Genomic DNA, 26,548 nt, shown 5'->3' with positions numbered 1-26,548 from the left:
GAGAAATCGTGCCAAAACCTCTTGACGGTATCAAGGTTCTCGATCTTTCGAAGGTGCTCGCAGGTCCACTCTGCGCGCAATATCTCGGCGATCTCGGCGCCGAAGTCATCAAGGTCGAAGCGGTGGGGCAGGGAGATGAGACGCGCGGCTGGCCGCCCTTTCCCGCGCCCGGCCTCGGCACGGTGTTCCTGAGTGCCAATCGCAACAAGCGAAGCATTGCGATCAATATGAAGTCGGACAAGGGGCGGAAGCTCGTGCACGAACTCGCGCGATCCTCCGACGTCGCCATTGAAAGCTTCGGCACCGGCGTTGCCGAGCGGCTGGGCATCGATGCCGCAAGCCTTTGCGCGCTCAACGACCGGCTGGTCCATTGCAGCATCTCCGGATTCGGCCGGACCGGACCTCTGAAAAATTCGCCCGGGTACGATGTGATCCTGCAGGCCTTCGGCGGCATCATGTCGATGACCGGCGACGAGGGCGGCGGTTATATCCGTAGCCCCATTTCCCCGATCGATCAGATGACAGGCGTGCACGCTTTCAGCGGCATACTCGCCAGCCTGTTTGCGCGTGAGAAGTCGGGCAAGGGCGCGGCGATCCAGGTGTCGCTGTTCGATACTGCGCTTGGGATTCTGGGCTACAATCTCCAGACCTTCTGGGAGCGGGGGACGCAACCCGCCAAGTGTGGCTCCAGCCATGAGTCCCTGTGCCCATACCAGGCGTTTGAGGCTTCGGACGGACCGATCATGATCGGGGTGGCCAACGACAATCTCTGGCGCAAGTTCTGCGGGGTCGCCGGCCTGAATGCCATCGTGGATGAGCCGAAATTCCGGACCAATGCGGAGCGGGTCAAGCATCGCGCGGAGACGCTTCAGCATGTGCAATCGGTGATCGCCACCGACACCGTTGCGCACTGGAATGAGGTGCTGAATGAGGTCGGCATTCCCTGTTCACCGATCAATACGCTTGCCCAACTCCTGGACCATCCGCATACGAAGGCGGACAAGCTGATCATGCAGTATGATCATCCCGCGGCTGGCCGCCTGAATTGCGTCGGCCATCCCGTGACATTCGTCGGAGAGGAGCGCGCTCCCGGGCTGCCGCCGCCTACCCTTGGGCAACACACCGATGATGTCCTGAAGGAAATGGGCATCTCCGACGCGAGCATCGCCGAATTGCGCCGGGACGAGATCGTCAGTTGATGATCCATGTGCCGCGGCGGTGCTTCCTGGTGTCAGACGGGTGTGAAGAACGGCAGCGGCGCGCCGTCGGTCGGCTTGAACACCAGCTTCACCTTCTGGCCGATCTTCAGCTTCTCCAGATCGCAATCGACGAAATTGGTCTGGAGTGACGGGCCTTCCTTCAGCGTGACGTAGCCGATCGCATAGGGCCCGGTCGGCGACTTCCGCATCAGGCTCCAGGTGTAGATCGTGGCCTCGCCCGAACTTTCCTCCCACACCGTCTTGTCCGAATAGCAGAACGGGCAGATCGCGCGCGGGAAGTAGTGCGCTTCGCCGCACGCCGTGCAGCGCTTGATCATGAACTTGCCCTGCTTCGCGGCGTCCCAGAACGCAGCAGTCTCCGGATTGGTTACGGGAGCCGGATATTTCTTCGCTTCACTCATTACAGGCGCTCCAGAATGGCGGTCGAGGCAGCGTGGCGGACGCCCAAAAGGCCGCCGGTGCCATGGGCGACGGCGAGATCGCAATTCTTGACCTGCACCTTCGGATGCGCCTCGCCGCGCAGCTGCCGCACGGCCTCGATGATCTTGGTCATGCCGCCGCGATTGACCGGATGGTTGCTGCACAGCCCGCCGCCGTCGGTGTTGAACGGCAGCTTGCCGACGCCCGAGATCAGATTGCCGTCGGCGACGAACTTGCCGCCCTCGCCCTTCTTGCAGAAGCCGAGATCCTCGAGCTGCATCAACACCGTGATGGTGAAGCTGTCGTAGATCGAGGCGTATTTGATGTCCTTCGGCGTCACGCCGGCCTCCTCGAAGGCGCGTGGGCCGGACCAGATGCCGGCGGAATAGGTCAGATCGAGATCCTTGCCGCCGTTCGGCCCTTTCATCGCTTCGCCGTGACCGATCAACCGGACCAGCGGCTTCTTCAGGCTTCGGGCGATGTCTGGAGAGGTGACGATCAATGCGCCCCCGCCATCGGTGACGACGCAGCAATCGAGCCGGTGCAAGGGATCGGAAATCATCGGCGAGTTCACGACGTCTTCGACGGTGACGACGTCTTTCAGCATCGCATGCGGATTGTATTGGGCGTGATGCGAGGCCGCGACCTTGATCCAGGCGAGCTGCTCTGAGGTGGTGCCATAATCGTGCATGTGACGCATCGCGCACATGCCATAGGCATTGTGGGTGGTCGCGCCATAGGCCGTCTCGAAATCGGCCTCGGCGCCAGGTGCGCGTGGTGGGGTGTGGCTGGTGCGCGGCTTGCCCGCGAGCGTGATCAGGGCAACCGAGCATTTGCCCGCGGCAATGGCTTCGGCCGCATGGCCGAGCTGGATAATGTAGGAGGAGCCGCCGGTATCGGTGCTGTCGATATGGCGGAGTTTCTTGGTGTTGAGGCCGAGATAATCGACCATCGGCCAGGCGCCGCCCGGTGCGTCGCCGGACAGAAAATACCCGTCAATGTCGTCCTTGCTCAGCCCGGCGTCCTCGATCGCGCCCTTGGTGACCTCGGCATGGAGCTGGGCGGTGGATTTGTCCGGCGCATGCCGGGTCGGGTGTTCAAAAATTCCGGCAATGTAGGCCTTGCCCTTGATGCTCAACTCGCTCTCCGCTGGCGTTTGCTGCTCGGTTGGACCTGCCGGGCGATGCCCGACAGGCCAGGAATTGGTCCCGACGCTACTCTTCGAGCAGCTTCCAGGACGTCTTTTCGAAGATCGCCATGCGCAGGGTGCGGTAGGGCGCGTAGTTCTCCTTCGAATTGGTGAGCTCAATCCCCGGAAGCAGCATGCCGACGCGCTCCTTGTTGGAACTCGTTGCCTGGGCGAGCAGGTTCTCACGTGTCAGATTGTCTCCGCACCGCTCGAGGCCCTTTGCGATTGCCTGCGCGTTGATGTAGCCGGACAGTGCGATGAAATCGTTCGGGCTGTCGTTCGGCACCCATTTCTTCATGAAGGCGACGTAGTCCTTCACGTCCGGGTCGTCGGCCCAGGCCGGATCGCCGGCTTGCTTGGTGAACTGGGTGGTGTAGGCACCCTGGACGTTCTCGAGTCCGGCGGGGGTGAGAACGCCCTGGATCGAGTTGACTGGGCTGGCCAGGAACTGAGCCGGCTTCCAGTTCAGCTCATTGGCTTTCTTGATCGCCTGCGCCGCGAATTTTGGCGTTGCGAAATAGACGATCGTATCGGCGCCGGCGGCCTTGAGCTTGAGGACTTCGGAATCGACGGTCGGATAGCTCAGCTCATAGGATGCCTCTGCGACGATCTTCGCCGTGCTGTCGAGGCCGAGGCCAGCCTTGAAGCCGGTAAGGTAGTCCTTGCCGTAGTCGTCATTCTGATAGAGCACCGCGATCTTTGCGTTCGGTATCGTCTTGACGATGAACTTGCCGAATGTGGCGCCCTCCATCTCGAACGCCGGATAGAACGGGACGGTCCAGGGGAAATTGTGCGGGTCGTTGAAGCGCCGGCCGCCGGCTGAAATGAAGATCTGCGGCACCTTGTTCTGGTTGAGGTACTTCTGGACGGCGATGTTGGGGACGGTGCCGACCGTTCCCACTTCGGCAAGAACACCGTCGTCGTCGACCAGCTTGCGGGTCTGTTCGATCGCCTTTGGCGGGCTGAACGCATTGTCCTGCGAGATCAGGTTAACCTTCCTGCCGTTGATGCCGCCCTTCTCGTTCAACATCTGAAAATAGCCGGTCATGACGCGGCCATAGCTGGAAAATGCCGAGGCCGGCCCACTGTAGGGGATGGTCTGGCCGATCTTGATTTCCGTGTCGGTGACACCCGGGCCATACTGTTTTTCACCGGCGCGAGCGCCGAAGACGCTGAGGACAAGGGCCGACACGCCGGCCAGTATCGCGATCCTCATGTTTTCTCCCATGTCGTTCTTTTTGGTGCAGGCCGCACGCAGGCGCGCAATACGTACACTTGTATATCATATCGTATGAAACGAAAATAGGCGGGCGCCGAAAATCAGCGACCCTGCGCCGCCGCATTGCTGAATTGCCGCGCACGAAGACCAACGTGCCGTCTTGAACCCGGGCTCGATTGTGCTATAGATCGTACATAAGTGTACTAATTATCGGCTGCGCCTCATTCGAGACTGGCTGCCGCCGGCGAAGGGAGGAACCATGGCTGCTTCGGGCGCAACGGCGCTGGCCGCGCTGAAGATCGGCGGACGCGTTGCCTTTGAGCGGCTGGTCCGGCCGAAGGCGCGCCGGCTCGAGGATGTTCCATGCTCGCCCGACGCCATCACGCCCGAGTGGCTGACGGCCGTGCTCTGCCAGAAGGTCCCTGAAGCCGTCGTGACGGGTGTCGTCGTCAAGCCGGCCAGCGCGGGGACGCACGAACGCCATCAATTGCTTGTCAGTTACAACGAGGCCGGCCAGCGTGCAGGCCTGCCGAAGTCGATGTTCACCAAATCGCTGCCGAGCGTCGTCACGCGCATGATCGGCGGGTTCAACGGCACCGCACGGGTCGAAGGCCGGTTCTACATGCAGCTGCGGCCGCAGCTCGAGATCGAGGCGCCGATCGGCTATCACGCCGCGTCGGACCGCCAGACGTTTGCCTCGATCCTTCTTCTTGAAGACATGGTCGCAACAAAATCGGCGACGTTCTGCAATTACCGGACCTACGTCTCTCGCGAGACGGCGGAGGATATGGTCGACGTTCTTGCCTCACTGCACGCGCGTTTCCACGGCGATGCTGAGCTCGCGACGCAATACCGCTTTGTCGCGAGCTATCCGCGCTGGTTCACGATCGGTGCGGAAAAGATGAGCCTCGAATACTATACGCGCAAGGCGTTCGACGCCGCGTCTCACGTCATTCCCGAAAGTATCCTGGCGCAGCGCGATGCAGTCTGGCCGGCTGCCGTGCAGGCTCTGGCCGTGCACGACAGCGAGCCGCAGGGATTGATCCACTCCGATGTGCATATCGGCAACTGGTACCGCACTGGAGCGGGGAAGATGGGTCTGTGCGACTGGCAATGCCTTGCGCGCGGCCATTGGTCGCGAGACTTTGCCTATGCCGTGACTGCGGCGCTCACCCCCAACGACCGCCGCAAGTGGGAGAAGGATCTGCTGCTTCGCTATCTCGACCGGTTTGCCACATTGACCGGCACCGGGCCGGACTTTGATCGGAGTTTCCTGCATTATCGGCAGCAGATGGTGCACGCGCTGTTGATGTGGACCATCACCCTATGTCACTCCCCGCTATTGCCGAACATGCAATCGGAAGAGACGACGCTGGCGATGATGGAGCGGATCTCGACCGCGATGGCTGACCTGGATTCGCTTCGCAGCTGATGTGCTCCTTAAGCCGGCGCGACGCTTCAGGTTGTCGCAAGCCGGCATTCGCCGCGATCGAGCACCATCACTTGCCGCTCGACCGCCCACGCTCTGAAGCGAACGGTTTCGCCGTCCTCGAACAGCTCGACCCGAATGGTGTCGCCGGGGAAGGCGGGCGAGACAAACCGCACCGCCATTGCGATTATCCGCTCCGGATGTCCCGGCGCGTAGCGCTTCAGGATCGCGCGGCAGGCCAGGCCCATCGTGTTCAAGCCGTGCGAGATCGGCCGGTCGAAGCCGGCTTCGCGGGCCACGATGGGGTCGGCGTGGATCGGCATGTAATCCCTGCTGACAAGTCGATACAGCAGCGCCGCCTGCTGTGGCGTGCGGTACGTGATCGCGGCGCTCGGCCTTGCATCGGCGCGGATTCCGGTGATTTCGTCAGGCGACGTGCCGTAGCTGCCGCAGCCACCGTCGCCACGCAGGAACTCCGTCGCGCGCAGGCTGGCCAATCGTTCGCCGCTAACCGCGTCAAGCAGCTCGGTATCAAAATAGACCAGCGCGCCGCGTCCCGGCCCCTTGTCATCGATGGCGCTGACCCGATGCTCGGCTCGGACAGATCCGCCGGCGGGGAGGGGGCGATGCAGCGTGAATCGTTGCTCCCCGTGCAGCGCCTTGGTCCAGGCGATCCCGGTCTGCGGTTCAGCGATCCAGAGCGGCGGCCAGCCAAGCGTCACGCACATGCTGGGCACCGCCCGCTGATCGCGGCCCTCGTAGACGTAAGCCAGTTCGTCCTCGTCCAGGGGATCGTCGCCGATGCCGAGCCCGAGCGCATACAGGGCGCAGTCGCGCCAATCGTAGGATTGATGGATCGGCGCGAAGCGCCGCGAGACGACGTGATCCAGATTCATGGCAGGTGCTCCCGACATTGCCCGGTACGGCGCGTAAGCGGCCGCGTCCGCCGAAGGTCTGAAATATCGTTGCGGTGCGTACGAGTTTCGTCAAGGCGATCATGGGGGCGGGATGCCCGGAGGCGCGCGATGCCGCAGCATGCCAGTTCGATTAGGGTTTGCGGCGAACATCAGTATATGATAAGCCAGTGTACTAATCGGGCGTCGAACCCGAAATCGTCCGGCAGGACGGGGAAATGCTGAAGGCCGGCGTTGCGCCCGATTTGAATATCGGCGGCGGACGCCGGGCAATGGCGGGAGGGCCGTTTGCGAGGTCAGGCGCGCGGATTGGCGGTGCACCGGAGGGCTGCGTGCCGTCGTGCGATGCAACGTGACAGGGGAGCGCTAACGTGATCGCGCTGCTGATCGCGAATTCGCTGGCACTCGCCTCGCTGCTGATCATGCTGTCGAGCGGACTCGCTCTGATCTACGGCCTGCGCGACGTCATCAATTTCGGCCACGGCGCGATCTATATGTTTGGCGCCTATCTCGGCTACACCATTGCCCTCGTCGGCGGGTTCTGGCTGGCGCTGCTCGTCGTTCCGATCCTCCTCGCGCTTCTCGGCATCGCATTCGAATATTTGGCGCTGCGGCCGCTGCAGAGAAGGTCGCACATCGAGGTGGCGCTGGTCACCCTGGGCTTGGGCATCATCCTCGGGCAGGTCATCATCTATCTCTACGGCGGCGAGGCGCGCAGCGTGGATGCGCCGAACATCCTCTCCGGCTCGATCACCGTCCTGAACCTCTCTTACCCCGTCTATCGCCTCTTTCTGATCGTGATGGGGCTTGGCTCGTGCGCGCTGCTTGCACTCTGGCTCCGGTATACGCCGTCCGGACTGTATGTCCGCGCCGTGAGCCAGGATCCGTCGGTGGCGCGGATGATGGGCATCGATGCCGATCGTCTGAGCCTGCTCGTCACGAGCCTCAGCACGGCCTTCGCCGGCATCGCCGGTGTGTTGGCCGGGCCTTATCTGTCGATCGATCCGGGGATGGACGTCGCGATGATCGTGAACTGCCTGATCATCGTAGTCATCGGCGGTACCGGCAGCATCGGGGGCGCGATCGTCGCGGCGTTGCTGTTCGGCTTCGTTCAGGTGGCGGGATCGGTCTTCCTGCCGAACCTTGCGGCGCTCGTTCCCTACATCCTGCTGATGGTCGTGCTGCTCGTCGCGCCCGGCGGCATCGGACGCGGGAGGGTTCTGAGTTGAGCAATGGCACGATGACCGGTGACTTGCACGGGATTGCGACCGGGATGTTCGGCCGCCATATCTCGCGCATGTCGTTCGCGATTGTCGCCGGCGCAATCGGGCTCGGGGCCGGTGCTGTTGTCCCGACATACCTCGCCAGCGACTTCGTGCTTCGCCTCGGCAGTGAAGGTTTGCTGCTGGGTATGCTGGCGCTCAGCGTCGCCTTCCTGATGAGCCAGGCGGGGCTGGTCGCGCTCGGCGCGGCCAGCATCTATGGCGGCGCCGGATATCTGTTTGCGATCGGCATCAGCGAGTGGGACCTGACACCGACCATGGCGTTGTGCGCCGCGTTCCTGATCATCATCGCTTACGCGACCATCCTGGGCGTATTGATCGTGCGGACCAATCCGCTCGCCTTCATGATGCTGACGCTCGCAGCCGGCGAAATGCTCAGCCATGCCGTCCTGCTCGAGGGATTGCGCGACTATACCGGGGGCGCTGACGGGCTGGTTGTCCGCATGAAGGGTTCGATCCTGGGCATCGACGTCGCCGCGTTTGCCGATCCGGCGCGGTTCTGGACAATGGCCTGGATCGTGGCAGTCCTTGTCGGCGTGGCGTTCTGGGTCATCGGGCGCTCCCGTCTCGGTGCGATCCTCCGTGCGGTACGGGAGAACGACGAGCGCATGCGCTTCTCCGGTTTCAACACCTTCGTGCCGCGGCTGATCGGCTATGTGCTTGTCAATGTCGTGGCTGCGGTCGCCGGCTTCCTGCATGTGCTCAACGCCGGTTTCGTCTCACCCGAGAGCCTGGGCCTTTCGGTCAGCACCAACGCTTTGGTCGCAGCGTTGATGGGCGGCATTTCAGGGGCGCTCGGACCGATCCTGGGTGGGCTGATCTTCTCCTTTGCGCAGGATGAATTCGGGGCACGCGGGCTGACGCAGCTTCTGACCGGTATCGCCATCGTCGTGTTCATCGTTGTGTTTCCGCGCGGCGTCGTCGGCGGGCTGTCGAGCGCGTTACGGCTGCTCGGCTGGCGCGGGGAGGCCCCCTGACATGCTCAGGATCGAGAAGCTTTCGGTGAGCTATGGCTCGGTGCGGGCGCTGACAGACGTCGATCTCGATGTGCGCGGCGATGGCGTGCTTCACGGCGTCATTGGGCCCAATGGTGCGGGGAAGTCCACGCTGCTCGATGCGATCTGCGGCCGCCGGCGTCCGACCGCGGGAAGCGTTCGCTACTGCGGCGAGGATATCACGCGACGTTCGATCAGCTGGCGCCGTCGGCAGGGTATGGCGCGATCGTTCCAGCGCACCAGCATCTTCCAGGACCTCACCGTCCATGAACAGCTCCAGTTGGTTGCGCGGCATCTCGGCGACGACAGGCTCGACGACGTGATCGAGGTCATGGACCTCGGCGGCTATCTTGGCCAGAAGGCGGGGCGCATTGCCTACGGCGTGCAACGGCGGGTCGATGTGGCACTGGCCTTGATCGGGCGGCCACGGCTTCTGTTGATGGACGAGCCGGGCGCGGGCCTGTCTGCCACGGAGACGCTGCGCCTGTTCGAGCATGTGCGCGACCTCGTGCGCGAGCGCAGGATCTCGGCCATCGTGGTCGAGCACGATGTCGACGCGGTGTTCGCCTGTTGCGGCATGGTCACCGTGCTCGATCTCGGCCGGCATCTCGCGACAGGCGCGCCCGAAGCCATCCGGGCCGATCATCGGGTCATCGCGGCGTATCTGGGGACCGCAGCATGAGCGCATTGCGGATCGAATCCCTGTTTGCCGGCTATGGCGCATCGACCGTGCTGCGCGGCATCGACCTCACGGTCGAAGAGGGGGAATCGGTTGCCCTGGTCGGCCGTAACGGCGCCGGCAAGTCGACGTTGCTGCTGTCGGTCTTTCGCGAGACCAACATCATCTCGGGTGCCATCTGGGTGCATGACCGTCGGATCGATGGCCTGCCCGGCTACATGGCCGCCAAGCTGGGCCTATCCATTGCGCCGCAGGGTCGCCGCATCCTGCCGAATCTCACAGTCAAGGAGAACCTGCTGCTCGGCAGGGCGACCGGCAGGGCAGGGCACTGGAGTCTGAAGACAATCTTCGATCTTTTCCCGGTGCTGGAGGAGCGTGCCGACCGGCTCGGCACCATGCTCAGCGGCGGTCAGCAGCAGATGCTGGCGATCGGCCGTGCCTTGATGGCCAACCCCAGTCTCATTCTTCTCGATGAGCCGTCGGAAGGTCTTTCGCCGGTGCTGATCGATGGGCTGGTCGAAACGCTCAACCGCATCCGCGGTGCAGGCACCGGCGTGCTCGTGGTCGAGCAGCACTTGAGTCTCGTGAAGCGTGCGACGGATCGATTCGTGATCCTGGCGAAGGGAGAAGTCGTCGGGGCAGGCGCAATCGGCTCCATCGGTGAGCCGGAGAACCAGGCCTTGATGGCCGTATAGCCGAGCATCAGAAAAAAGCGGAGGGGAGTGAGAAATGAAGATATCGTCCATCGGTCCAGCATTAGGCGCGTTGTGCGCGGTGACGATCGGCGCCGCAATGTCTATTGCAGTTACGACGGCGGCTTTGGCGGAGGACACCGTCAAGATTGGTGTTCTGCTGATCGACAGTGGACCGCTCGCCGGGCTGAAGGACACCCAGGTCAAGGCGGTCAACCTTGCGATCGAACAGATCAACGCCGCCGGCGGGGCGGCGGGCAAGAAGCTGGAGGCGACCTTCATTTCCTATCCGGGCACGCCCGACACCGCCGTCGACGGCGCTACCCGTGCGGTCCAGAAGGATGGCGCGATGTTCATCACCGGCATGGACACGTCGGCTGTGACGCCGGCTCTGCAAGCCAAGCTTCCCGCGCTGAAAGTCCTGATGCTGGAGGTGATGGCCAACGCCGACGGTCTGACCGGAAAGAACTGTTCGCCAAACTTCTTCCGGGTCAATGCAAATGACTCGATGATCATGGGCGCCTTCAGGGAGTTCCTGAAGGATCAGGGCATCAAGAAGTGGGACATCCTTGCCGTCGACTATGCCGCCGGGAGAGACTCCGCAGACAAGTTCAAGGGGTTGGTGACCTCCCAGGGCGGCACCGTCGGCAAGGTGCTGTTTTCTCCGTCTGGCACGCCTGACTTCGGTGCCAAGATTTCGGAACTGGGGGCAGACCCCGCTGACGGTTTATTCGTGACGATCTTCGGCAGCGACGCCATCAATCTCGCTAAGCAGCAGCAGCAATTCGGCCTGTTCAAGAAGTACAAGATGGTGCTGGGCAATTCCTTCGTGATCCCGCAAACGCTGCCCGCGCAAGGCGAGACGGTCCTGGGCGTCTATCAGAACATCGGCTTCGTCGCCGGTTTTCCCGGCGCTGAAGCCGAAGCTTTCGTGAAAGCCTACAAGGAAAAATACAACGGCGAACTGCCGCCTTACACCAGTGCTGACCAATACGCGGCGATCGAGCTCATGGCTGCCGCGCTTCGGAAGGCCAATTCGACCGATATCAACGCGGTGCGCGCCGCGCTGTCAGGCCTCAAGACTGAAACGGTTCTCGGCGATGTCGAAGTCCGGGCGGGCGATCATCAGACCGCGCGGCGGATGGCGATCAGTCAGATCGCAATCGGGCCGGACGGAAAGCCTGGTTACCAGATCAAAAAGCTTGAGCCAGGGCAGGACATCATTCCTCCGGTGGATCCCGCCTGCAAGATGTGACCGTCTCGGCGCCGTTGCCGATCCTGTTTCCGCGCGGCGCCGAACGCTCGAGTGGCATAGAGACTCGGTGCGATGGGGCTAGGCCACGAGCGACACTTTGCCGAACTGTGCGCCGGAGGCGAGGCGCGCGAGGGCAGAGCTGACATCGGCCATTGCAAACGATGAATCGATCACGGGCTTGGTCAGGCCGCGATTGAATATATCGAGCAGCTGCCGGAATTCGCTGACGCTGCCGCCGGTCGAGCCATAGATTTCGAGCTGGCGAATGAATACGCGTTGCAGATCGGCTGGCGGATTGGAGCCGGTCGTGGCACCACAGGTGACAAGCCGCCCGCCACGGCGCAACGAGCGCAAGGATTCGCCCCAGCTCGCTTCGCCGACGCTGTCGATCACCATGTCGACACCGCCGCCACTCATCTCCTGGACGGTAGCGGAAACCCGATCGCGTCGGTAATTGACGCCGCCGTCTGCGCCCAACGCCTTCGCCCTGGCGATTTTCTCGTCGCTGGAGGAGGTGACGAAGACACGGGCACCCGCGATTTTCGCCAATTGGAGGCAGGCGACTGCCACCCCTCCGCCAATGCCGACGATCAGGACGCTTTCGCCGGGTTGGAGCGCCCGCTTGCCGAACAACATCCGCCAGGCGGTGAGGTGGCCCGTCATCAAGGCGCCCGCCGTCACAAGGTCGGCATCATCGGGAAGAGGAAAGAAGCAGGTGCTGGGCATTGCGATGTAATCGGCAAACCCGCCATGCCGATGCTCGCCCATGATCTTCACATTCTCGCAGAGCGGCTGGTCGCCCGCCAGGCAGTAGCGGCATTTGCCGCAATAGGCCTCGGAGAAGAGAACAGCCTTCATGCCAGGTTTCAGTCCGGTACCGGGGGCGGCCTCGACGATCTCGCCGGCGGCTTCGACCCCCATCACCTGTGGCAACGCATGGGTGATCCCGTTGCCGTTGTCGCGCATGTAGAGATCGACGCGATTGACAGAGGAGGCGGCGACCTTGAGTACGGACTCTCCCGGAGCGGGCGCGGGATCCCGAAAATCGCGCCAGGTCACGCCGTCTGGGCCACGTCGTTCCAGAACTGCCGCCTTCATTGCCGTCCCCCCCTGCTGGTGCTGGCCGGTCCTCATGCCGCGTTGTCTGAACTAATGCACTAGCACACGAAACATGACCCAGACCGTCCGTGGAACGCATAGAAGATCGTCAATTTTAGTATTGAAGTCCATTTCAAATATAATACACTAGTGCACGAACACGCCATCAAGTGCGCGATCAAACGTCATGGAGGCGACGTCATGAGCGAGAATCGTTTCGATCCCGTGGCGCATGCGCGCGCGATGCGTGCGACCGGATTCTGGGTCGACAAGAGCTTCGACGAGTTCCTGCAACAAACGATTGCCGCGACGCCCGAAAAGCTGGCGCTCATGGCGGACCGCGCCGACCGGGCCGAGCCGAAGCGTCTGACCTACGCGGAACTCGGCGATCTGATTTCGCGTGCGGCAGCCGCCCTGCGCCGTCTCAATGTCGGCCCAGGGGACGTCGTATCGGTCCAGTTGCCGAACTGGTGGGAGTTTGCGGTCATCGCGCTCGCGGCCTTCCGCGTTGGCGCGGTCGTCAATCCGCTGATGCCGATCTTCCGCGAGCACGAACTCACCTACATGCTTGGCTTCGCCGAAACGAAGCTGCTTGTCGTTCCGAAACTGTTCCGCGGTTTCGATCACGAGGTCATGGCCCGCTCGCTGCAGCCCGGGCTGCTGAGGCTCAAGCATATCATCGTCGTCGACGGCGAGGGACCCGCGAGCTTCGATCAGGCGCTGCTGTCCGGTGATGAGCGTCTCGGTCCGCCGCCGGTCGGCGAGATCGGCGCGCTTCCCGCCGATCAAATGGCCGTGCTGATGTTCACCTCGGGAACGACGGGCTCGCCCAAGGGCGTCATGCATTGCCTGAATACGCTGATGGGCTGTTGCATCGGGCTCGCGGGACGATTTGGCCTCGACGCAAGCGACACGATGCTTGTTTGCTCGCCGCTGGGCCATATGACCGGGTTTGCCGCTGGAATGCTGCTCGGCCTGAAAATTGGCGCGACCGTGATCTTTCAGGACATCTGGGAGCCCAAGCGCGGCGTTTCGATCATGGCCAAGGAAGGCGTCACCTATTCCGCCGGCGCGGCGACGTTCCTCGCCGACATGTGCGAGGCCGTCGCAGCCGGTGTGCCCCAGCCGGCCGAACTGCGCAAGTTCCTCTGCGCAGGCGCGCCGATTCCGCCGGCGCTAATCGATCGCGCCTATCGCGAGCTCGACCTCAAAGTATGCTCGCTGTGGGGCATGACGGAATCGCTGTCGAGCACGCTGACCGAGCCAGAGCGGGCGCTGGAGAAATCGTCGAAGACGGACGGGCGTCCGGTGGAAGGCGTGGCAGTCAAGGTGGTGCGCATGGACGGATCGCCGGCTCCGGTTGGAGAGAAGGGCCTGCTCAAGGTCCGCGGCGCGCAGATGTTCCTTGGCTACTACCAGCGCGAGGACATGGAGCCGTTTGACGCGGACGGGTGGTTCGACACCGGCGACATGGCCTACATGGACGATGAGGGCTACATCCGGATCGACGGTCGCATCAAGGACATCATCATCCGTGGTGGTGAGAACGTTCCCGTCTTCGATATCGAGAATCTGCTGTTCAAGCATCCGGCCGTGCTGTCCGTCGCGATCGTCGGTTATCCGGATCCACGGCTCGGAGAGCGGGCCTGTGCCTTCATCATGCTGCGCCCCGGCGAGAAGCTCGATCTGGCGGCCGTGCAGGCCCACCTGGCTGATCACAAGGTCGCCAAGCAATACTGGCCGGAACGCGTCGAGATCGTCACCGACCTGCCAAAGACCCCGGCCGGCAAGGTCCAGAAGTATCAACTGCGCGAGATTGCCAAGGCATTCGCCGAACCGCCACACAAGGCGAGCGCATGACCCCCCGTCTCAAGGATCGCGTCTGCGTCGTCACAGGCGCGGCGCGTGGGATCGGTCTTTCGATCGCAGAGCGCTTCGGCCAGGAGGGCGGGCGCCTTGCCTGTGTCGATGTCAGCGCGCGACGGCTGGAGCCTGCGGTCAGCCAGCTGAAGGATATGGGGTTCGAGGCGAGAGGATACGAGGTCGATATCGGCAAGCGCGATGAGGTTCACGGGCTGTTTGAACGCGTCGAGCATGAATTCGACGTACCCGTGGCCGTACTCGTCAACAATGCCGTGTGGGCGCGCTTTGAACCGTTGCAGCAGATCGAGGTGGGCACGGTCGAGCGGATGTTCGCGGTCGGCGTGCACGGCTTGATCTGGGCGACGCAGGCGGCGGCCCCGCAGATGGAGCGGCGGGGCGGCGGATCGATCGTGAATCTCAGCTCGGTGTCGGCGTTTCACCCCGCCAAGGACTCGATCGCCTATTCCGCGCTGAAGGCTGGCGTCGTCGGTCTCTCGCGGGCGTCTTCCATCGAGCTCGCCGCGAAGAAGATCCGCGTCAACGTGATCGCGCCAGGCATGATCGGAACACCTGCCTCCATCGCGCAGTTCGATGAAGCGACCATTGCGGCGCGGCAGGCCGAGATGCCGGCCGGTCGTTTCGGCGCTCCGGAAGAGATAGCCGCGCTCGCAGCGTTCCTTGCGAGCGATGACGCGAGTTACATCCAGGGCGCGGTCATCACCGCCGACGGCGGTTGGACGATTCCTGCCAGATAGGAGAAGGCGCATGAAGCGGCTCGAGGGCAAGCGCGCGGTCGTCACCGGCGGCGGAAGCGGCATCGGTCGCGCCAGCGCCATTCGTTTCGCGCGCGAGGGTGCGGCTGTCCTGGTCGTCGGCCGGGCCGGCAATGCCGAGGAGACCGCCGCGGCCATCAGGGGCGAGGGTGGGGTGGCATCCGCCCTGATCACGGACGCCTCAATCGAAGAGAACGTAGCGGTGATCGTGTCACGATGCCTCTCGGAGTTCGGGGGGATGGAGATATTCTTCGCCAATATCGGCGTCACCGGAACCAACACGCCGTTGCTGGAACAGACCGTAGAAGAATGGTCCGAAGTCTACCGGATCAACACAATAAGCTACTTTCTCGCCGTCAAATATGCCGGCCGTCACATGACGGCACAGGGTTATGGCTCCATCATCCTGACCTCATCGGCCGCATCACTGCGCGCCAACGCCGGTGCGATCTCCTACAGCGCAAGCAAGGCGGCCGTAAACAATCTGGCGCAGACGGCGGCCAACGCCTTTGCCGGGACCGGAGTGCGCGTCAATGCAGTGCTGCCGGGACTCGTCGAGACGCAACTGACTCGCAAGGTGTTCGAGGACGCCCGCGCCCGCGGCGTCGAATCCAAGCTCGGGCACGTAACGCCGCTGAAGCGTCCGGGGCGTCCCGAGGAGATCGCGGCTGCCGCGGCATTCCTGGCCAGCGACGATTCCTCATACGTGGATGGTCAATTGCTGTCCGTCGATGGCGGCGTCAGCAGCACCCATCCCTATGGCCGGATCGCGCTCTAGCAATGCCAGCTGCCCAACCAATAAGAACAGAACAGGAGAGGCGCCGTGGATTTCGAACTGCCAAAGGACGTCACCAACAAGCTCGCCGAACTCGACGCCTTCATCGAGGCGGAGATCAAGCCGCTCGAGCGCGACAATAAGAAGTTCTTCGACCATCGTCGTGAGAACGCCCGCACCGACTGGGACAACGACGGCCGCCCCCGCGACGAATGGCGGGCCCTGATCAGCGAAATGGAGCGCCTTGCCGACAAGGCCGGGCATCTGCGCTACGGCCTGCCCAAATCGTGCGGCGGGCAGGGCGCCTCGAACCTCGCGATCGCCGCGATCCGCGAGCATCTGGCCGCCCGGGGACTGGGGCTGCACAACGACCTCCAGGACGAATCCTCCATCGTCGGCAATTTTCCGATCATCCCGGCGCTTGCCGACTACGGGACGGAGGAGCAGAAGACCTACATCGAGGGCATCATCACCGGCAAGAAGCACCTCTCCTTTGGTCTGACCGAACCGGGGCATGGCAGCGACGCGACCTGGCTCGAGACCACCGGCGTGCGCGATGGCGGCCATTGGGTCATCAACGGCCGCAAGCGCTGGAACAGCCAGGTCGCACGCGCGCATGCCAATCTGGTGTTTGCCCGCACCTCGGGCAAGCCGGGCGAGGCCAAGGGCATCACGGCCTTCATCGTCCCGACCGACACGCCCGGCCACAACGTGCTCTACAATCACTGGACCTTCAACATGCCCAGCGATCATGCAGAGACGGAGCTGTTGAATGTGCGCGTGCCCGATAGCGCGATCCTGCACCGGGAAGGCGAGGGCCTCGTCGTCGCGCAACGTTTCGTGCACGAGAACCGCGTCCGGCAGGCAGCGGCCAGCGCCGGGGCGGCGCGCTATTGCATCCAGGATGCGGTCAAATACGCGAAATCGCGTGTTGCCTTCGGCGAGCCGCTGGCCAAGAAGCAGGCCGTTCAGTTTCCCCTGGTCGAGCTCTGGGCGGAGTACCAGATGCTGCGCAATTTCATCTTTCGGACCGCCTGGCAGATGGATCGCCGGAATCCGCTCGAGATCAGCGACATGGTGTCGATCTGTAATTTCCGGGCCAACCGGCTGTGCTGCGAGGCAGCCGATCGTGCGATGCAGGTGCATGGCGGCATGGGCTACAGCCGCGCATTGCCGTTCGAGCACATCTACCGCCATCACCGCCGTTACCGCATCACCGAAGGAACCGAAGAGGTGCAGATGCGGCGTGTCGCGCAATATCTGTTCGGCTTTAGTGGCAAGAGCGCGAGCTGAGCGCGATGAGCATGCGGACGAGCGACGGCGATCTGGATTTCGACCTTCGTCGGCTCGAAGCATACCTGAAAGAATGGCTGGGCGGGACCGCGGAAGCGCGGGTCACGCGCACCAGCGGCGGCATGTCCAATCCCACTTACTTCGTGACACGGGGCGGTTGGCGCGCCGTGCTGCGCAAGCAACCGAACAGCGTGCTGATGCCGTCAGCGCACGCGATCGACCGTGAATATCGGGTGCTCACGGCCCTTGAGGCAAGCGACGTCCCGACGCCCAGGCCTTACCGCTATTGTGAGGATCGGGAGGTCCTTGGCACACCCTTCTATCTGATGGAATGGCTGGAGGGCCGCGTCGTCTATGACTACGCCCTGCCGGGCTTTGCCTGCGAGGAGCGCGCCGCTTGCTATCGCTCGATGTGCGCGACGCTCGCCGCAATCCACAAGCTCGATTACACGAAAATCGGACTCGGTGACTACGGCAAGCCGGGAAACTATTTTGCACGCCAGCTCAATCGCTGGTCCAGGCTGTGGGGCGAGTATCGCCGGGGTGATGACGATAACCCCGCACTCGACAGAATGGTGCGCTGGCTGGCGGAACGCGTGCCCGCGAGCGAGACACTTGTCCTTTGCCATGGCGATTTCCGCATGGCGAATGTGGTATTTCATCTGACCGAACCGCGTGTGATTGGTGTGCTCGACTGGGAATTGTCGACACTGGGCCATCCGCTGGTCGACCTCGCGTTCAACAGCCAGGCCTGGCGCATGGGGCCCGACGAGAACGGCGGGCTCCGTGGCCTGCCGCTTGACGAGATGGGGATTCCGAGTGAGCAGGATTATCTTGATCGCTACTATGAATGCGCGGGGGCAACCGAGCGCCTGACAGTCTTCCACCGGGTCTTTGCGATGTTTAGGGGCGCCGTCGGAAGCGCCGGCGTAGCGGCGCGTGGCGATCTCGGCAACAATGTGTTGCCAGACGCGGCAAATGTGGGCCGACGGCTCGCGCGTGCCTATGCGACGCGCGGCATGGCATTGATCGAGAGCGAGCCATGAGCCTCGTGGAGCGACCTATGATCAATGTCGACCAAGCGATCCGCCTCCGGCGGTCCGTGCGCGGGTTCCTTCCGCGCGAGGTTCCCGAGGCGACGCTGCACGAAGTTTTCGCGCTCGCACAATACGCGCCGTCCAACTGCAACGTGCAGCCATGGACCCCGCACGTCGTGTCAGGCGAGAAGCTCAAGCGACTGCGTGAGGCGCTCGTGGGGGCGGGGATGCGTGATGATCCGATCAAGCCGGACTGGCCGGCCGACGGCAAGTTCACCGGAATCTATCGGGAACGCCAGGTCGGCGCAGCGCAGGCGCTCTATGGGGCCATGGGGGTTGCGCGCAGCGACGCGGTCGGACGCAAGCTCGCCTATATCCGCAACCATGCGTTCTTCGATGCGCCGCATGCCGTATTGATCTTCATGCCGGAGCCGTTCGATACGCGCGAAGCGGCCGACATCGGCATGTATGCGCAAACCCTCATGCTTGTGCTGACCTCGCGTGGAATCGCTTCCTGCGCGCAGGGCGCGCTCGGGCTGTTTCCAGATATCGTTCGAGAGCAGCTCGATGTGCCCGGCAATTACAAGCTGCTGTTCGGCATCTCGTTTGGCTATGAGGACCACGACGTCAGGGCCAATGCGGCACGTGTCGGCCGGGCCAAGATCGATGACGTCGTGCCCTTTCATCGCTGAGGGCGATCGGGCAGCGAACTTCATCGTCACACGTCGCGATCCCACCGATGTCCGAGAAGAGGAGAGTTCCATCGTGACCGGCCCCCTGCAAGGCTTTCGCGTCGTGGAAATGGGCGGGATCGGCCCGGCGCCATTTGCGGGCGCGTTGCTCGGCGATCTCGGCGCCGACGTACTGCGCGTCGATCGCATCCCGAAACCCGGTGTCGAGCCGGATCTGCCCGCGCAGTTCGACTTCTACAATCGCAACAAGCGCTCGGTCGCGCTCGATCTCAAGCAGCCGCAGGCCATTGCAACGGTCTTAAAACTGCTGGTGCAGGCGGATGCGCTGATCGAAGGGTTTCGTCCCTCGGTGATGGAGCGGCTCGGACTTGGTCCCGATGCCTGCCATGCCGTCAATCCGCGTCTGGTCTATGCGCGCATGACGGGATGGGGGCAGGAGGGACCCATGTCGCAGGAAGCGGGACACGACATCAATTACCTGGCACTGACCGGTGCGCTGCATTGTCTGGGCGATACCGATCGCCCGCCGCCGCCGCCGCTCAATCTTGTCGCCGATCTGGGCGGTGGAGCACTCTACCTGACCGTCGGCCTGCTTTCGGCGGCGATGGAGGCGCAGCGATCGGGGAAGGGACAGACGATCGACGTCGCCATGATCGACGGCGTGACGCATCTGATGTCGGCCTTTCAGGCCTTCCGGCAGCAAGGAAGCTGGACGGAACGACGTGCGGAGAACGTCGTCGACGGCGGCGCGCCGTTTTATCGCAGCTATGCGACGAAGGACGGCAGATTTATTGCCGTCGGGGCGATTGAGCCGCATTTCTACGCCAACTTGCTGAAGGTAATGGGCCTCAGCGACGATCGGCTGCCGGATCAGAACGACCGCGTTGCGTGGCCGCAGATGCGTGAGCGCTTCGCGAACATCTTCGCCGGGCGTACGCGTGATGAGTGGGTGGCCGCCGCCACGGGGCACGACGCCTGCCTCGCGCCGGTCCTGACGATCGACGAGGCGCCGTCGCATCCGCAGATGCAGGCACGAAGCGTCTATGCGATGTTCGACGGGGTGCGGCACCCGGGCCCGGCTCCAAGGTTTTCGCGCACACCATCCGAACTGCGCACGCCGCCGCCATCGCCGGGGCGGGACAGCCGACAGGCGCTCGCTGATTGGGGCGTCCTGCCGGATCACATCGATGCGCTCGAGACGGCCGGCGCAATGGCGGCGGAGTGATGCTACCTGTGAGGCGAGGTGCTAAGAGAGCTTCCTAGTCGGCCGATACCGGATCGCCCGACAGCGTCCAGCTCGTTCCGTCGAATCTCGCAATGCGCAGGATCTTGAAGGGCGTGTAGTCCCCGGGCGCCGTGCTGATCGAGATGCCCGGAAGCATCAAGGGCATCCGCTCGCCACGGAGCGAGGTGGCCTGGCGGATCAGGTTCTCCCGCGTCAGCTCGTCTCCGCATTTCCTCAGCACGGTCGTGAGCGCATTCACATTCATGTAGGCGACCAGGACCGAATAGTCGTCCGGATTGGCCGAGGGTGCGTACTTCTTGAGGAAGCCGTGGTAGGCCTTGACCTCCTCGTCGTTGGCCCAGGCGGGATCGCCGGGCTGCTTGAGGAATAGCGTGGTCACGAGTCCCTTTGATGCCTCGAGCCCGGCGGGCCTCAGCACGGTCTCGACGGACGCGGTCGATCCGCCGATGACGTGCAGGGGATTCCAGTTGAGCTCGCGCACCTTGCGAATGGATTGCGCGGCCGCCTTTGCGGAGGACTGCTCGACCAGTGTATCGGCGCCGGCGGCCTTGAGCTGGACGATCTGGGAGTCGATGGTCGGATCGGCCAGCTCATAGGAGGCCTCGGCGATGATTTGCGATGCCTTCGGCCCGAGGCCCGCGCGCAGTCCCTTCATGTAGTCCCGGCCGAAATCGTCATTCTGGAACAGGATGCCGATCTTGGCGTCCGGCCTGGCGTTCAGGATGTAGTGAGCGATGACGCGGCCCTCGGTTTCGAAGTCCGGATAGAGCGGCACGGTCCAGGGGAAGGTTTTTGGGTCGTTGAAGCGGCGTCCGCCGGCGGTGATGAGAAGTTGCGGCACCTGCTTGCCGTTGAGATATTTCTGGATGGCGACGTTTGGAACCGTGCCGATGGTGCCGACCTCGGCGAGCACGCCGATATCCTCGACCAGCTTGCGCGATTGCTCGACCGCCTTTGGTGCACTGTAGGCATTGTCGAGCTGCGTGAAGTTGATCTTACGGCCGTTGATGCCGCCCTGTTCGTTGATCATCTCGAAATAGCCGACGACGGCGCGTCCCGCTCCCGCACCGAAGGCCGATGCCGGCCCGCTGAGCGGCGTCGATTGCCCGAGCTTGATCTCCGTATCGCTGGCGCCCGGACCATAGGCCTTTTGTGCATGCAGCGGCGCAGTGGCAAGCGCGGCGGATACGGCCACAGCGCCCAGAGTCCGGCTTATGATGGTGTTCAAGACGTGTCCTCCCGGTATCGTTTAATTTTTGCAGTCTTATCGGAGAAGCTCGCGAGCAATGACCATGCGTTGGATCTGGTTGGTGCCCTCGAAAATCTGCGTCAATTTGGCGTCGCGCATCATGCGTTCGACCGGGTAGTCCATCGTGTAGCCATAACCGCCGAAGATCTGCACGGCGTCGGTCGTCACCTTCATGGCCATGTCGCTACCGACGCATTTGGCCATGCTGGCGAGGACGTTCAGGCGTTTCCAGTCGCCGGCATCGCCGGCGCGCGCGCATTCATAGACGAGGGCGCGGGCCGCCTCGATCTGCATCGCCATATCGGCCAGCATGAACTGGACGCCCTGGAATTCGGAGATCGACTTATTGAACTGCTTGCGTTCCTTCGCATAGGCGATGCAGGCGTCGAGCGCGCCCTGGGCCAGTCCGACGGATTGAGCGCCGATGGTCGGGCGATTGAGGTCGAGGGCGCGCATCGACGCCCGAAATCCCTTGCCCTCCTCGCCGACGAGATTCTCGACAGGCACCCGAACGTTGTCGAAGAAGATCGGCGTGTTCGGCGCGCCGCGAAAGCCCATCTTGCGTTCGTGCCGGCCGAAGGTGATGCCCGGCATCGTCTTCGGCTCGACGATGAAGGAGCTGATGCCATCCGCTCCCGGACCGTCGCCCGTCCGCGCCATCACCACGATGAAATCCGCCGCAACGCCATAGCTGCACCATTGCTTGCGGCCGTTGAGGACATAGCAGTCGCCGTCCTTCCTGGCGCGGGTGTTGATCGCGGTGACATCGGAGCCGGCCTGCGGCTCGGAGATCGCGATCGCGGTCACGACGCCGCCTTTGGCGATGATCGGGAGGTACTTCTTGCGCTGTTCCTCCGAGCCGAAATGCAGGAGGGGTATGATGAACATGGTGTTGAGTGCGGCAATCGAGGCGCAGGCGGGTGAGATCTTCGAGATTTCCTCGCGCGCGATGCAGGCCAGGGTCAGGTTGCCGTTCGGCCCGCCATATTGCTCGGGGACCCAGAGCTGCATCAGCCCCATTTCCCCGAACAGCTTGACGATCTCGAGAGGGAAGCGATCGGTCTCGTCGATCTCGGCCGCGATCGGCGCCACATGCTTTGCGGCCATCTTCCGGACGTTATCGCGGAACGCGATCTGCTCTTCCGAGAAGCTCATGGACATCCCCGTTTGCTTTTTTGTCAGAAGGCCCAAAAAGGGGCTTCCATTGAATGGGTGATCCATTTAATAATTCACCTCATGTCGAGCAAGTCAAGCCCCCGCCGTTCTGCCAGTCCGCGCCCGGCCTCGCCCACGCGGCGCGACCGGACCTCCGATCACCGTGCGGCCGGCGCGCCGGCATCGCCGACGTTTCGGCCCATTCACACCCGCCGTGCCTTCGAGGAAATCTGCGCGCGAATTCGCGAGCAGTTGGCGCTCGGGGTCCTCAGGCCCGGCGACAAGCTGCCTCCGGAGCGCGACCTCGCGCAGCAGCTCGGCGTCAGCCGCAACGTCCTGAGGGAGGCTCTGCGCAGTCTTGAAATGGCCGGGGTGCTTCGGCTGCAAAAGGGCGTCAAAGGCGGCGCCTTCGTTCAGGCCGGCGACACCAGCCGCATGAACGTCGTGATGCGCGACATGTTGAGCCTGGGCACGATCTCGGTCAGCGAATTGTCGGAGGCCCGGGTCCATGTTCTGGATCTCGGGGTGAGGCTGGCGTGCGCGAACGCGCGCCAATCCGATTTCGAGGCGCTGGAGGCGAATGTCGAGCGCACTGACCTCGCCACGCGCGAGGGGCGACTGCTCGATCGGGTCGAATGCGCCAGGGAATTCTACAAGCTGCTGGCCGAGGCGAGCGGCAACAAGGTGATCGCCATGATCATGGATTCGGTCACCGAGATTCATATGCGGTTTGTCTATGCCAAGGTGGCGTCGAGCGGAGTTGCGATGGCGCGACTGGTCGAGCGGCGCCGGCAGTTCCTGTCGGCGCTGCGAGAGCGGAACGTGTTGTCCGCGACGCGGCTGATGCGCAGTCACCTGGCGGCGGTGCAGCGGATGCTGGAGCAGGATCCCGGCGCCATGTCGCTTCAGGTCGCGCTCGCCGAGATGCAGCCGGGCATGAGACGGTGAGAGGTCGTCCGGCGACAAAAGAGATCGTGCGTAAACAAGAAGATAAATGGAGGAAGTCGTGTCCCAATACGCAAAATATGAGTGCCTGAAGGTGGACGTCGCGGACAAGGTCGCGACCGTCACGTTGAACCGGCCACATGCGCGCAATGCGATCAATCAAAAGCTGATCCGCGAACTGCGGACGATCTGGGACGATCTGGCCGACGATCACGCCGTCAACGTCGTCGTGCTGACGGGGGCAGGGGAGTTCTTCAGCGTGGGCGGCGACGTCAAGGCGATGTCCGAGCGCCCGGGTGGTGACGTCCTCGAAGAGGGCGAAGTGCACGATCCCATGATCAGCCGGCGCGGCGTCACCCGCCAGCTCGAGCTCGACAAGCCGATTATTGCCGCCATCAATGGCGACGCTATCGGCCTTGCGGCGACGCATGCACTTCTGTGCGATATCACGGTGATGGCCGAGGACGCGCGCATTGGCGACACCCATGTGTCGCGCGTCGGGCTCGTCGCCGGCGATGGAGGCACCGTGATCTGGCCGCTGCTTGTCGGCATCAACAAGGCCAAGGAATTCCTCATCCGCGGAACGCTGCTGAAGGGCAATGAGGCGGAGCGGATCGGTCTGGTCAATCATATCGCACCGCGCGCGGAGGTGCTGGCAAAGGCCCGGGAAATCGCAATCGAGCTCGCCAACGGTCCGACCTGGGCCATTCGCTGGACTAAGCTGTCGATCAACCAGATCATCAAGGACCGCGTGAACATGATGCTGGAAGCCTCGATGGCGCTCGAGCAGGTGACATTCGGAACCGCCGACCACAAGGAAGCGACGATGTCGTTCAAGGAAAAGCGCAAGCCGAGGTTCGGTCAGGCCTAGTACCTCCCATGGATGCAGCAGAGCTTCCAGGCGAAGACATCAGGGAGATGCTCCGGGGTTCCCTGCGCGGGTTTCTCGGCGAGCAGTGGAACGCCGATTGCGTCAGACACGGACCGGCCCCGCACGACATCGTGGCGATGTGGAGCGGGCTCGTCACGCAGGGGGTCGCAAATCTCGGCTGCAATCGCGCTGAAGGCGGGCTCCGAGAGGTCGCTGTCGTGCTCGCAGAGCTCGGCCGCGCGGCCTGTCCCGCCCCGATGTGGTCCGCCGCGCTTGCCAATTTTGCGCTCTCCACCTCGCAATCCGGAGCGGCTGTTGATCTTCTCAAAGGGCTGCACGCGGGCGCGGCCCGGGTCGCGTTCTCCTTTGGGGCGCTCGACCCAGATCAGGGCACCGGCTCGATCCAGGTCAGGGATGAACGTGGGCGCGGATTGCTTCGTTTTGTGGAGGCGGCGGGGAGTTGCACGCATCTGCTCGTCGCAATCGACCGGACAGTCCTGGGACTTGTCGCGCTGGATGCGGCAGGCGTCGAGGTCATCCCGACCCGTGCCATGGGCGCCTGGGGTTTTTATGAGGTCCGGCTGAATGCGACGCCAGTCACTCTTATTGCGCTGGACGATGGTCTTTTCGACGATCTCCTGCTCAAGGGCAAGCTGGGGCTGACGGCGCGGGCGCATGGCGCTGCCCGACGCGCTTTCGAGCTGGTGACGGACTACGTCAAGCAGCGTCACCAGTTCGGCCAGCCGATCGGAAGATTCCAGGCGATCCAGCACAAGCTCGCCAATGGCCTCATTGCCCTCGAAGGCGTCCGTCTGGTTCTCGACCATGCGACGAAGCTGCACGATCTGGACGACGGCGATTGGCGCTACTTCGCCAGTTGCGCCGTCGTGTTCGCAAGTGACGCGTTGCGGCGGGTTTCGCTCGAGACCCACCACGCGTTCGGTGCCATCGGCTACGCCGACGAACATGACGCGCCGCTGCATTTCAAGCGGGTCCACCTTGATACGATCGCGCTGGGTGGATCGCTGCACGCGAAGCGCCTCCTGGCGTCGTCCTTGCTGGATCCCGCTAGTTCCGGACTGCCTGAATACGATCTCGGTCCCGCCGGCAATGCGCTGCGCGAACAGGTTCGGCAATGGCTCGAGGAAAGCTGGTCGGGCGACCGGAAGGCCGAATTCGGTCGCAGGCCGTTCTCCAAACGGGAGTTCGATGCCGACTTCGCGCGCGATATCGGCAAGACCGGTTGGATCGGGCTCGGCTGGCCCAGCGAGTTTGGCGGCCAGGCGCGGTCGCCGCTCGAACAGATCGCCTTCATGGAGACGATGGAGCGGGGCGAGGCGCCGCGGATCGGAGCGGCGATCCAGGCCAATGCGTTGATGATGTTCGGGACGCCCGAGCAGCAGCAGAGGTATCTGCCAGAGATCCTCCGTGGCGAGGCCATGCATGGCATGGGATACAGCGAGCCGCAGGCCGGCTCCGACCTCGCGGCGCTGCGCACCAGCGCGGTGCGCGACGGCGATCACTGGGTGATCAACGGCCAGAAGATCTGGACCACGACGTGGTGGGGCAAATACATGTTCCTCGCTGCGCGAACGGACAGGGATGCGAAGCCGCCCCACGCCGGCATCAGCATGTTCATCGTACCGATGAATGCGGAGGGGGTCACGGTTCGGCCGGCCACCACGATGTATGACGGCTCCTTCGCCAACATCTTCTATGACGACGTCCGTATTCCTCAGGAGAACATCGTCGGCGAGGTCAACGGCGGATGGAAGGTACTGACCGGAGCGCTCGCCTTCGAGCGCGGGCTGGTCGGCGGCGGTATCGTTCTGAAGGTTGCCCATGCCTTCGAGGAACTGCGCAGCCATGTCATCGCGAAAGATGATGGCGGCGCGGCGCTGGGCGATGATCCCATGGTCCGCGACAAGATGGCGACGCTTGCCGCCGAGATTGAAGTCGGGCGCCAGTTGATGATGCGATGCGCAGAGCTTGCCGTCGACGGCGTGACGCCGCCGGAATATGGCGCCATCAGCAAAGTCTTCTCCGGCGAATTGATGGAGCGTTTCGGCGAGGCAGCGCTCGACATCCTCGGCATGCGCGCGGCGCTGTCCGAACAGATGCCGGGTACGATCGACAATGGCCGGTTCGAGCAGAACCTGCGCCATTCGCTGATGTGGGTCATCAGCATTGGCACCAATGAAATCCAGCGCAGCCTGATCGCGCAACGGGCGCTCGGGCTGCCCAGATAAAGGAGTA

Annotated in this window: 24 protein-coding genes; 17 read left to right on the top strand and 7 right to left on the bottom strand. The window is 63.3% G+C overall.

The genetic code is table 11. The features are described from left to right. Nucleotides 1–8: 8 nt before the first annotated feature. Complete coding sequence (locus V1280_RS11025; protein WP_334522994.1) at nucleotides 9–1,199, top strand: CaiB/BaiF CoA transferase family protein; 1,191 nt, start codon at nucleotides 9–11, stop codon at nucleotides 1,197–1,199. Between the two features lie 32 nt (nucleotides 1,200–1,231). On the opposite strand, the gene V1280_RS11020 is transcribed toward V1280_RS11025, so the two are convergent. The 3 genes from V1280_RS11020 to V1280_RS11010 all read right to left on the bottom strand — a co-directional run bounded on the left by V1280_RS11020 (nucleotide 1,232) and on the right by V1280_RS11010 (nucleotide 4,045). Continuing rightward, the gene (locus V1280_RS11020; protein WP_334522991.1) at nucleotides 1,232–1,621 is read right to left on the bottom strand and encodes a Zn-ribbon domain-containing OB-fold protein; all 390 of its coding nucleotides are present in this window, start codon (nucleotides 1,619–1,621) and stop codon (nucleotides 1,232–1,234) included. After that, nucleotides 1,621–2,778 carry a thiolase domain-containing protein gene (locus V1280_RS11015; protein WP_334522988.1) on the bottom strand — a complete coding sequence of 386 codons (1,158 nt, stop codon included), beginning with the start codon at nucleotides 2,776–2,778 and terminating at the stop codon, nucleotides 1,621–1,623. The genes V1280_RS11020 and V1280_RS11015 overlap by 1 nt, the downstream gene beginning before the upstream one ends. 76 nt (nucleotides 2,779–2,854) lie before the next feature. Then, a complete protein-coding gene (locus V1280_RS11010; protein WP_334522985.1) occupies nucleotides 2,855–4,045 on the bottom strand; it encodes an ABC transporter substrate-binding protein in 1,191 nt (396 codons plus the stop codon). Between the two features lie 262 nt (nucleotides 4,046–4,307). Here V1280_RS11010 and V1280_RS11005 point away from each other — a divergent pair, with 262 nt between their 5' ends. Further along, nucleotides 4,308–5,480, top strand: coding sequence for a phosphotransferase (locus tag V1280_RS11005; RefSeq protein ID WP_334522982.1), 1,173 nt, complete (start codon nucleotides 4,308–4,310; stop codon nucleotides 5,478–5,480). A 26-nt stretch (nucleotides 5,481–5,506) separates the two neighbouring features. Here the strand turns inward: V1280_RS11005 and V1280_RS11000 are convergent, their stop codons facing one another. Next, a complete protein-coding gene (locus V1280_RS11000; protein ID WP_334522979.1) occupies nucleotides 5,507–6,373 on the bottom strand; it encodes a MaoC/PaaZ C-terminal domain-containing protein in 867 nt (288 codons plus the stop codon). Between the two features lie 389 nt (nucleotides 6,374–6,762). On the opposite strand from V1280_RS11000, the gene V1280_RS10995 reads away from it, so the two are divergent. From V1280_RS10995 to V1280_RS10975, 5 genes are read left to right on the top strand one after another with little or no spacing between them, the layout of a single operon-like run. Next, a complete protein-coding gene (locus tag V1280_RS10995; RefSeq protein WP_334522976.1) occupies nucleotides 6,763–7,620 on the top strand; it encodes a branched-chain amino acid ABC transporter permease in 858 nt (285 codons plus the stop codon). After that, nucleotides 7,617–8,651 (top strand): branched-chain amino acid ABC transporter permease, encoded by a 1,035-nt coding sequence (locus tag V1280_RS10990; RefSeq protein ID WP_334522973.1) that lies wholly within the window; start codon nucleotides 7,617–7,619, stop codon nucleotides 8,649–8,651. Before V1280_RS10995 ends, V1280_RS10990 begins: the two co-directional genes overlap by 4 nt. A gap of 1 nt (nucleotide 8,652) precedes the next feature. Beyond that, the gene (locus V1280_RS10985; protein ID WP_334522970.1) at nucleotides 8,653–9,351 is read left to right on the top strand and encodes an ABC transporter ATP-binding protein; all 699 of its coding nucleotides are present in this window, start codon (nucleotides 8,653–8,655) and stop codon (nucleotides 9,349–9,351) included. Then, complete coding sequence (locus V1280_RS10980) at nucleotides 9,348–10,043, top strand: ABC transporter ATP-binding protein (RefSeq protein ID WP_334522967.1); 696 nt, start codon at nucleotides 9,348–9,350, stop codon at nucleotides 10,041–10,043. Before V1280_RS10985 ends, V1280_RS10980 begins: the two co-directional genes overlap by 4 nt. A gap of 34 nt (nucleotides 10,044–10,077) precedes the next feature. After that, entirely contained in the window at nucleotides 10,078–11,295 is a 1,218-nt protein-coding gene (locus tag V1280_RS10975) for an ABC transporter substrate-binding protein (protein ID WP_334522964.1), read from the top strand. Between the two features lie 78 nt (nucleotides 11,296–11,373). On the opposite strand, the gene V1280_RS10970 is transcribed toward V1280_RS10975, so the two are convergent. Then, nucleotides 11,374–12,393, bottom strand: coding sequence for a zinc-binding dehydrogenase (locus V1280_RS10970; RefSeq protein ID WP_334522961.1), 1,020 nt, complete (start codon nucleotides 12,391–12,393; stop codon nucleotides 11,374–11,376). 201 nt (nucleotides 12,394–12,594) lie between these two features. On the opposite strand from V1280_RS10970, the gene V1280_RS10965 reads away from it, so the two are divergent. From V1280_RS10965 to V1280_RS10935, 7 genes are read left to right on the top strand one after another with little or no spacing between them, the layout of a single operon-like run. Next, nucleotides 12,595–14,253: an AMP-binding protein gene (locus V1280_RS10965; RefSeq protein ID WP_334522958.1), complete on the top strand. Its 1,659-nt coding sequence runs from the start codon at nucleotides 12,595–12,597 to the stop codon at nucleotides 14,251–14,253. Next, nucleotides 14,250–15,011 (top strand): SDR family NAD(P)-dependent oxidoreductase, encoded by a 762-nt coding sequence (locus tag V1280_RS10960; protein ID WP_334522955.1) that lies wholly within the window; start codon nucleotides 14,250–14,252, stop codon nucleotides 15,009–15,011. The genes V1280_RS10965 and V1280_RS10960 overlap by 4 nt, the downstream gene beginning before the upstream one ends. Nucleotides 15,012–15,021: 10 nt before the next feature. Beyond that, nucleotides 15,022–15,807 carry an SDR family NAD(P)-dependent oxidoreductase gene (locus tag V1280_RS10955; RefSeq protein ID WP_334522952.1) on the top strand — a complete coding sequence of 262 codons (786 nt, stop codon included), beginning with the start codon at nucleotides 15,022–15,024 and terminating at the stop codon, nucleotides 15,805–15,807. A gap of 45 nt (nucleotides 15,808–15,852) precedes the next feature. Continuing rightward, a complete protein-coding gene (locus V1280_RS10950; protein ID WP_334522949.1) occupies nucleotides 15,853–17,097 on the top strand; it encodes an acyl-CoA dehydrogenase family protein in 1,245 nt (414 codons plus the stop codon). A gap of 5 nt (nucleotides 17,098–17,102) precedes the next feature. After that, complete coding sequence (locus tag V1280_RS10945) at nucleotides 17,103–18,143, top strand: phosphotransferase family protein (RefSeq protein ID WP_334522946.1); 1,041 nt, start codon at nucleotides 17,103–17,105, stop codon at nucleotides 18,141–18,143. A gap of 17 nt (nucleotides 18,144–18,160) precedes the next feature. Beyond that, complete coding sequence (locus V1280_RS10940; protein WP_334522944.1) at nucleotides 18,161–18,826, top strand: nitroreductase; 666 nt, start codon at nucleotides 18,161–18,163, stop codon at nucleotides 18,824–18,826. Continuing rightward, the gene (locus V1280_RS10935; RefSeq protein ID WP_442895120.1) at nucleotides 18,801–20,051 is read left to right on the top strand and encodes a CaiB/BaiF CoA transferase family protein; all 1,251 of its coding nucleotides are present in this window, start codon (nucleotides 18,801–18,803) and stop codon (nucleotides 20,049–20,051) included. Before V1280_RS10940 ends, V1280_RS10935 begins: the two co-directional genes overlap by 26 nt. Nucleotides 20,052–20,085: 34 nt before the next feature. Here the strand turns inward: V1280_RS10935 and V1280_RS10930 are convergent, their stop codons facing one another. After that, nucleotides 20,086–21,291, bottom strand: a complete 1,206-nt coding sequence (locus tag V1280_RS10930) for an ABC transporter substrate-binding protein (protein ID WP_334538261.1) — start codon at nucleotides 21,289–21,291, stop codon at nucleotides 20,086–20,088. Nucleotides 21,292–21,336: 45 nt separating this feature from the next. Further along, complete coding sequence (locus tag V1280_RS10925; protein WP_334522938.1) at nucleotides 21,337–22,476, bottom strand: acyl-CoA dehydrogenase family protein; 1,140 nt, start codon at nucleotides 22,474–22,476, stop codon at nucleotides 21,337–21,339. 81 nt (nucleotides 22,477–22,557) lie between these two features. Here V1280_RS10925 and V1280_RS10920 point away from each other — a divergent pair, with 81 nt between their 5' ends. From V1280_RS10920 to V1280_RS10910, 3 genes are read left to right on the top strand one after another with little or no spacing between them, the layout of a single operon-like run. Then, nucleotides 22,558–23,424, top strand: a complete 867-nt coding sequence (locus V1280_RS10920; protein ID WP_334522935.1) for a FadR/GntR family transcriptional regulator — start codon at nucleotides 22,558–22,560, stop codon at nucleotides 23,422–23,424. 58 nt (nucleotides 23,425–23,482) lie between these two features. Continuing rightward, entirely contained in the window at nucleotides 23,483–24,292 is an 810-nt protein-coding gene (locus tag V1280_RS10915) for an enoyl-CoA hydratase/isomerase family protein (protein ID WP_334522932.1), read from the top strand. A gap of 47 nt (nucleotides 24,293–24,339) precedes the next feature. Then, a complete protein-coding gene (locus tag V1280_RS10910) occupies nucleotides 24,340–26,541 on the top strand; it encodes an acyl-CoA dehydrogenase family protein (protein ID WP_334522929.1) in 2,202 nt (733 codons plus the stop codon). Nucleotides 26,542–26,548 lie beyond the last annotated feature (7 nt).

This window comes from Bradyrhizobium sp. AZCC 2230 (assembly GCF_036924495.1).
GTDB classification, from domain to species: Bacteria; Pseudomonadota; Alphaproteobacteria; order Rhizobiales; family Xanthobacteraceae; genus Bradyrhizobium; species Bradyrhizobium rifense.
Note: the sequence above shows the minus strand (reverse complement) of the source record. Positions and strands in the feature narration are given on the sequence as shown.

Excerpts from the sequence above, each read along its gene's own strand:
- V1280_RS11005 (WP_334522982.1), top strand. The coding sequence starts at position 4,308 with ATGGCTGCTTCGGGCGCAACGGCGCTGGCCGCGCTGAAGATCGGCGGA.
- V1280_RS10975 (WP_334522964.1), top strand. The coding sequence starts at position 10,078 with ATGAAGATATCGTCCATCGGTCCAGCATTAGGCGCGTTGTGCGCGGTG.
- V1280_RS10970 (WP_334522961.1), bottom strand. The coding sequence starts at position 12,393 with ATGAAGGCGGCAGTTCTGGAACGACGTGGCCCAGACGGCGTGACCTGG.
- V1280_RS10920 (WP_334522935.1), top strand. The coding sequence starts at position 22,558 with ATGTCGAGCAAGTCAAGCCCCCGCCGTTCTGCCAGTCCGCGCCCGGCC.
- V1280_RS10985 (WP_334522970.1), top strand. The coding sequence starts at position 8,653 with ATGCTCAGGATCGAGAAGCTTTCGGTGAGCTATGGCTCGGTGCGGGCG.
- V1280_RS10955 (WP_334522952.1), top strand. The coding sequence starts at position 15,022 with ATGAAGCGGCTCGAGGGCAAGCGCGCGGTCGTCACCGGCGGCGGAAGC.
- V1280_RS10980 (WP_334522967.1), top strand. The coding sequence starts at position 9,348 with ATGAGCGCATTGCGGATCGAATCCCTGTTTGCCGGCTATGGCGCATCG.
- V1280_RS10945 (WP_334522946.1), top strand. The coding sequence starts at position 17,103 with ATGAGCATGCGGACGAGCGACGGCGATCTGGATTTCGACCTTCGTCGG.
- V1280_RS10935 (WP_442895120.1), top strand. The coding sequence starts at position 18,801 with ATGACGTCGTGCCCTTTCATCGCTGAGGGCGATCGGGCAGCGAACTTC.
- V1280_RS10910 (WP_334522929.1), top strand. The coding sequence starts at position 24,340 with ATGCTCCGGGGTTCCCTGCGCGGGTTTCTCGGCGAGCAGTGGAACGCC.
- V1280_RS11020 (WP_334522991.1), bottom strand. The coding sequence starts at position 1,621 with ATGAGTGAAGCGAAGAAATATCCGGCTCCCGTAACCAATCCGGAGACT.
- V1280_RS10960 (WP_334522955.1), top strand. The coding sequence starts at position 14,250 with ATGACCCCCCGTCTCAAGGATCGCGTCTGCGTCGTCACAGGCGCGGCG.
- V1280_RS10925 (WP_334522938.1), bottom strand. The coding sequence starts at position 22,476 with ATGAGCTTCTCGGAAGAGCAGATCGCGTTCCGCGATAACGTCCGGAAG.
- V1280_RS10940 (WP_334522944.1), top strand. The coding sequence starts at position 18,161 with ATGATCAATGTCGACCAAGCGATCCGCCTCCGGCGGTCCGTGCGCGGG.
- V1280_RS11010 (WP_334522985.1), bottom strand. The coding sequence starts at position 4,045 with ATGAGGATCGCGATACTGGCCGGCGTGTCGGCCCTTGTCCTCAGCGTC.
- V1280_RS11000 (WP_334522979.1), bottom strand. The coding sequence starts at position 6,373 with ATGAATCTGGATCACGTCGTCTCGCGGCGCTTCGCGCCGATCCATCAA.
- V1280_RS10965 (WP_334522958.1), top strand. The coding sequence starts at position 12,595 with ATGAGCGAGAATCGTTTCGATCCCGTGGCGCATGCGCGCGCGATGCGT.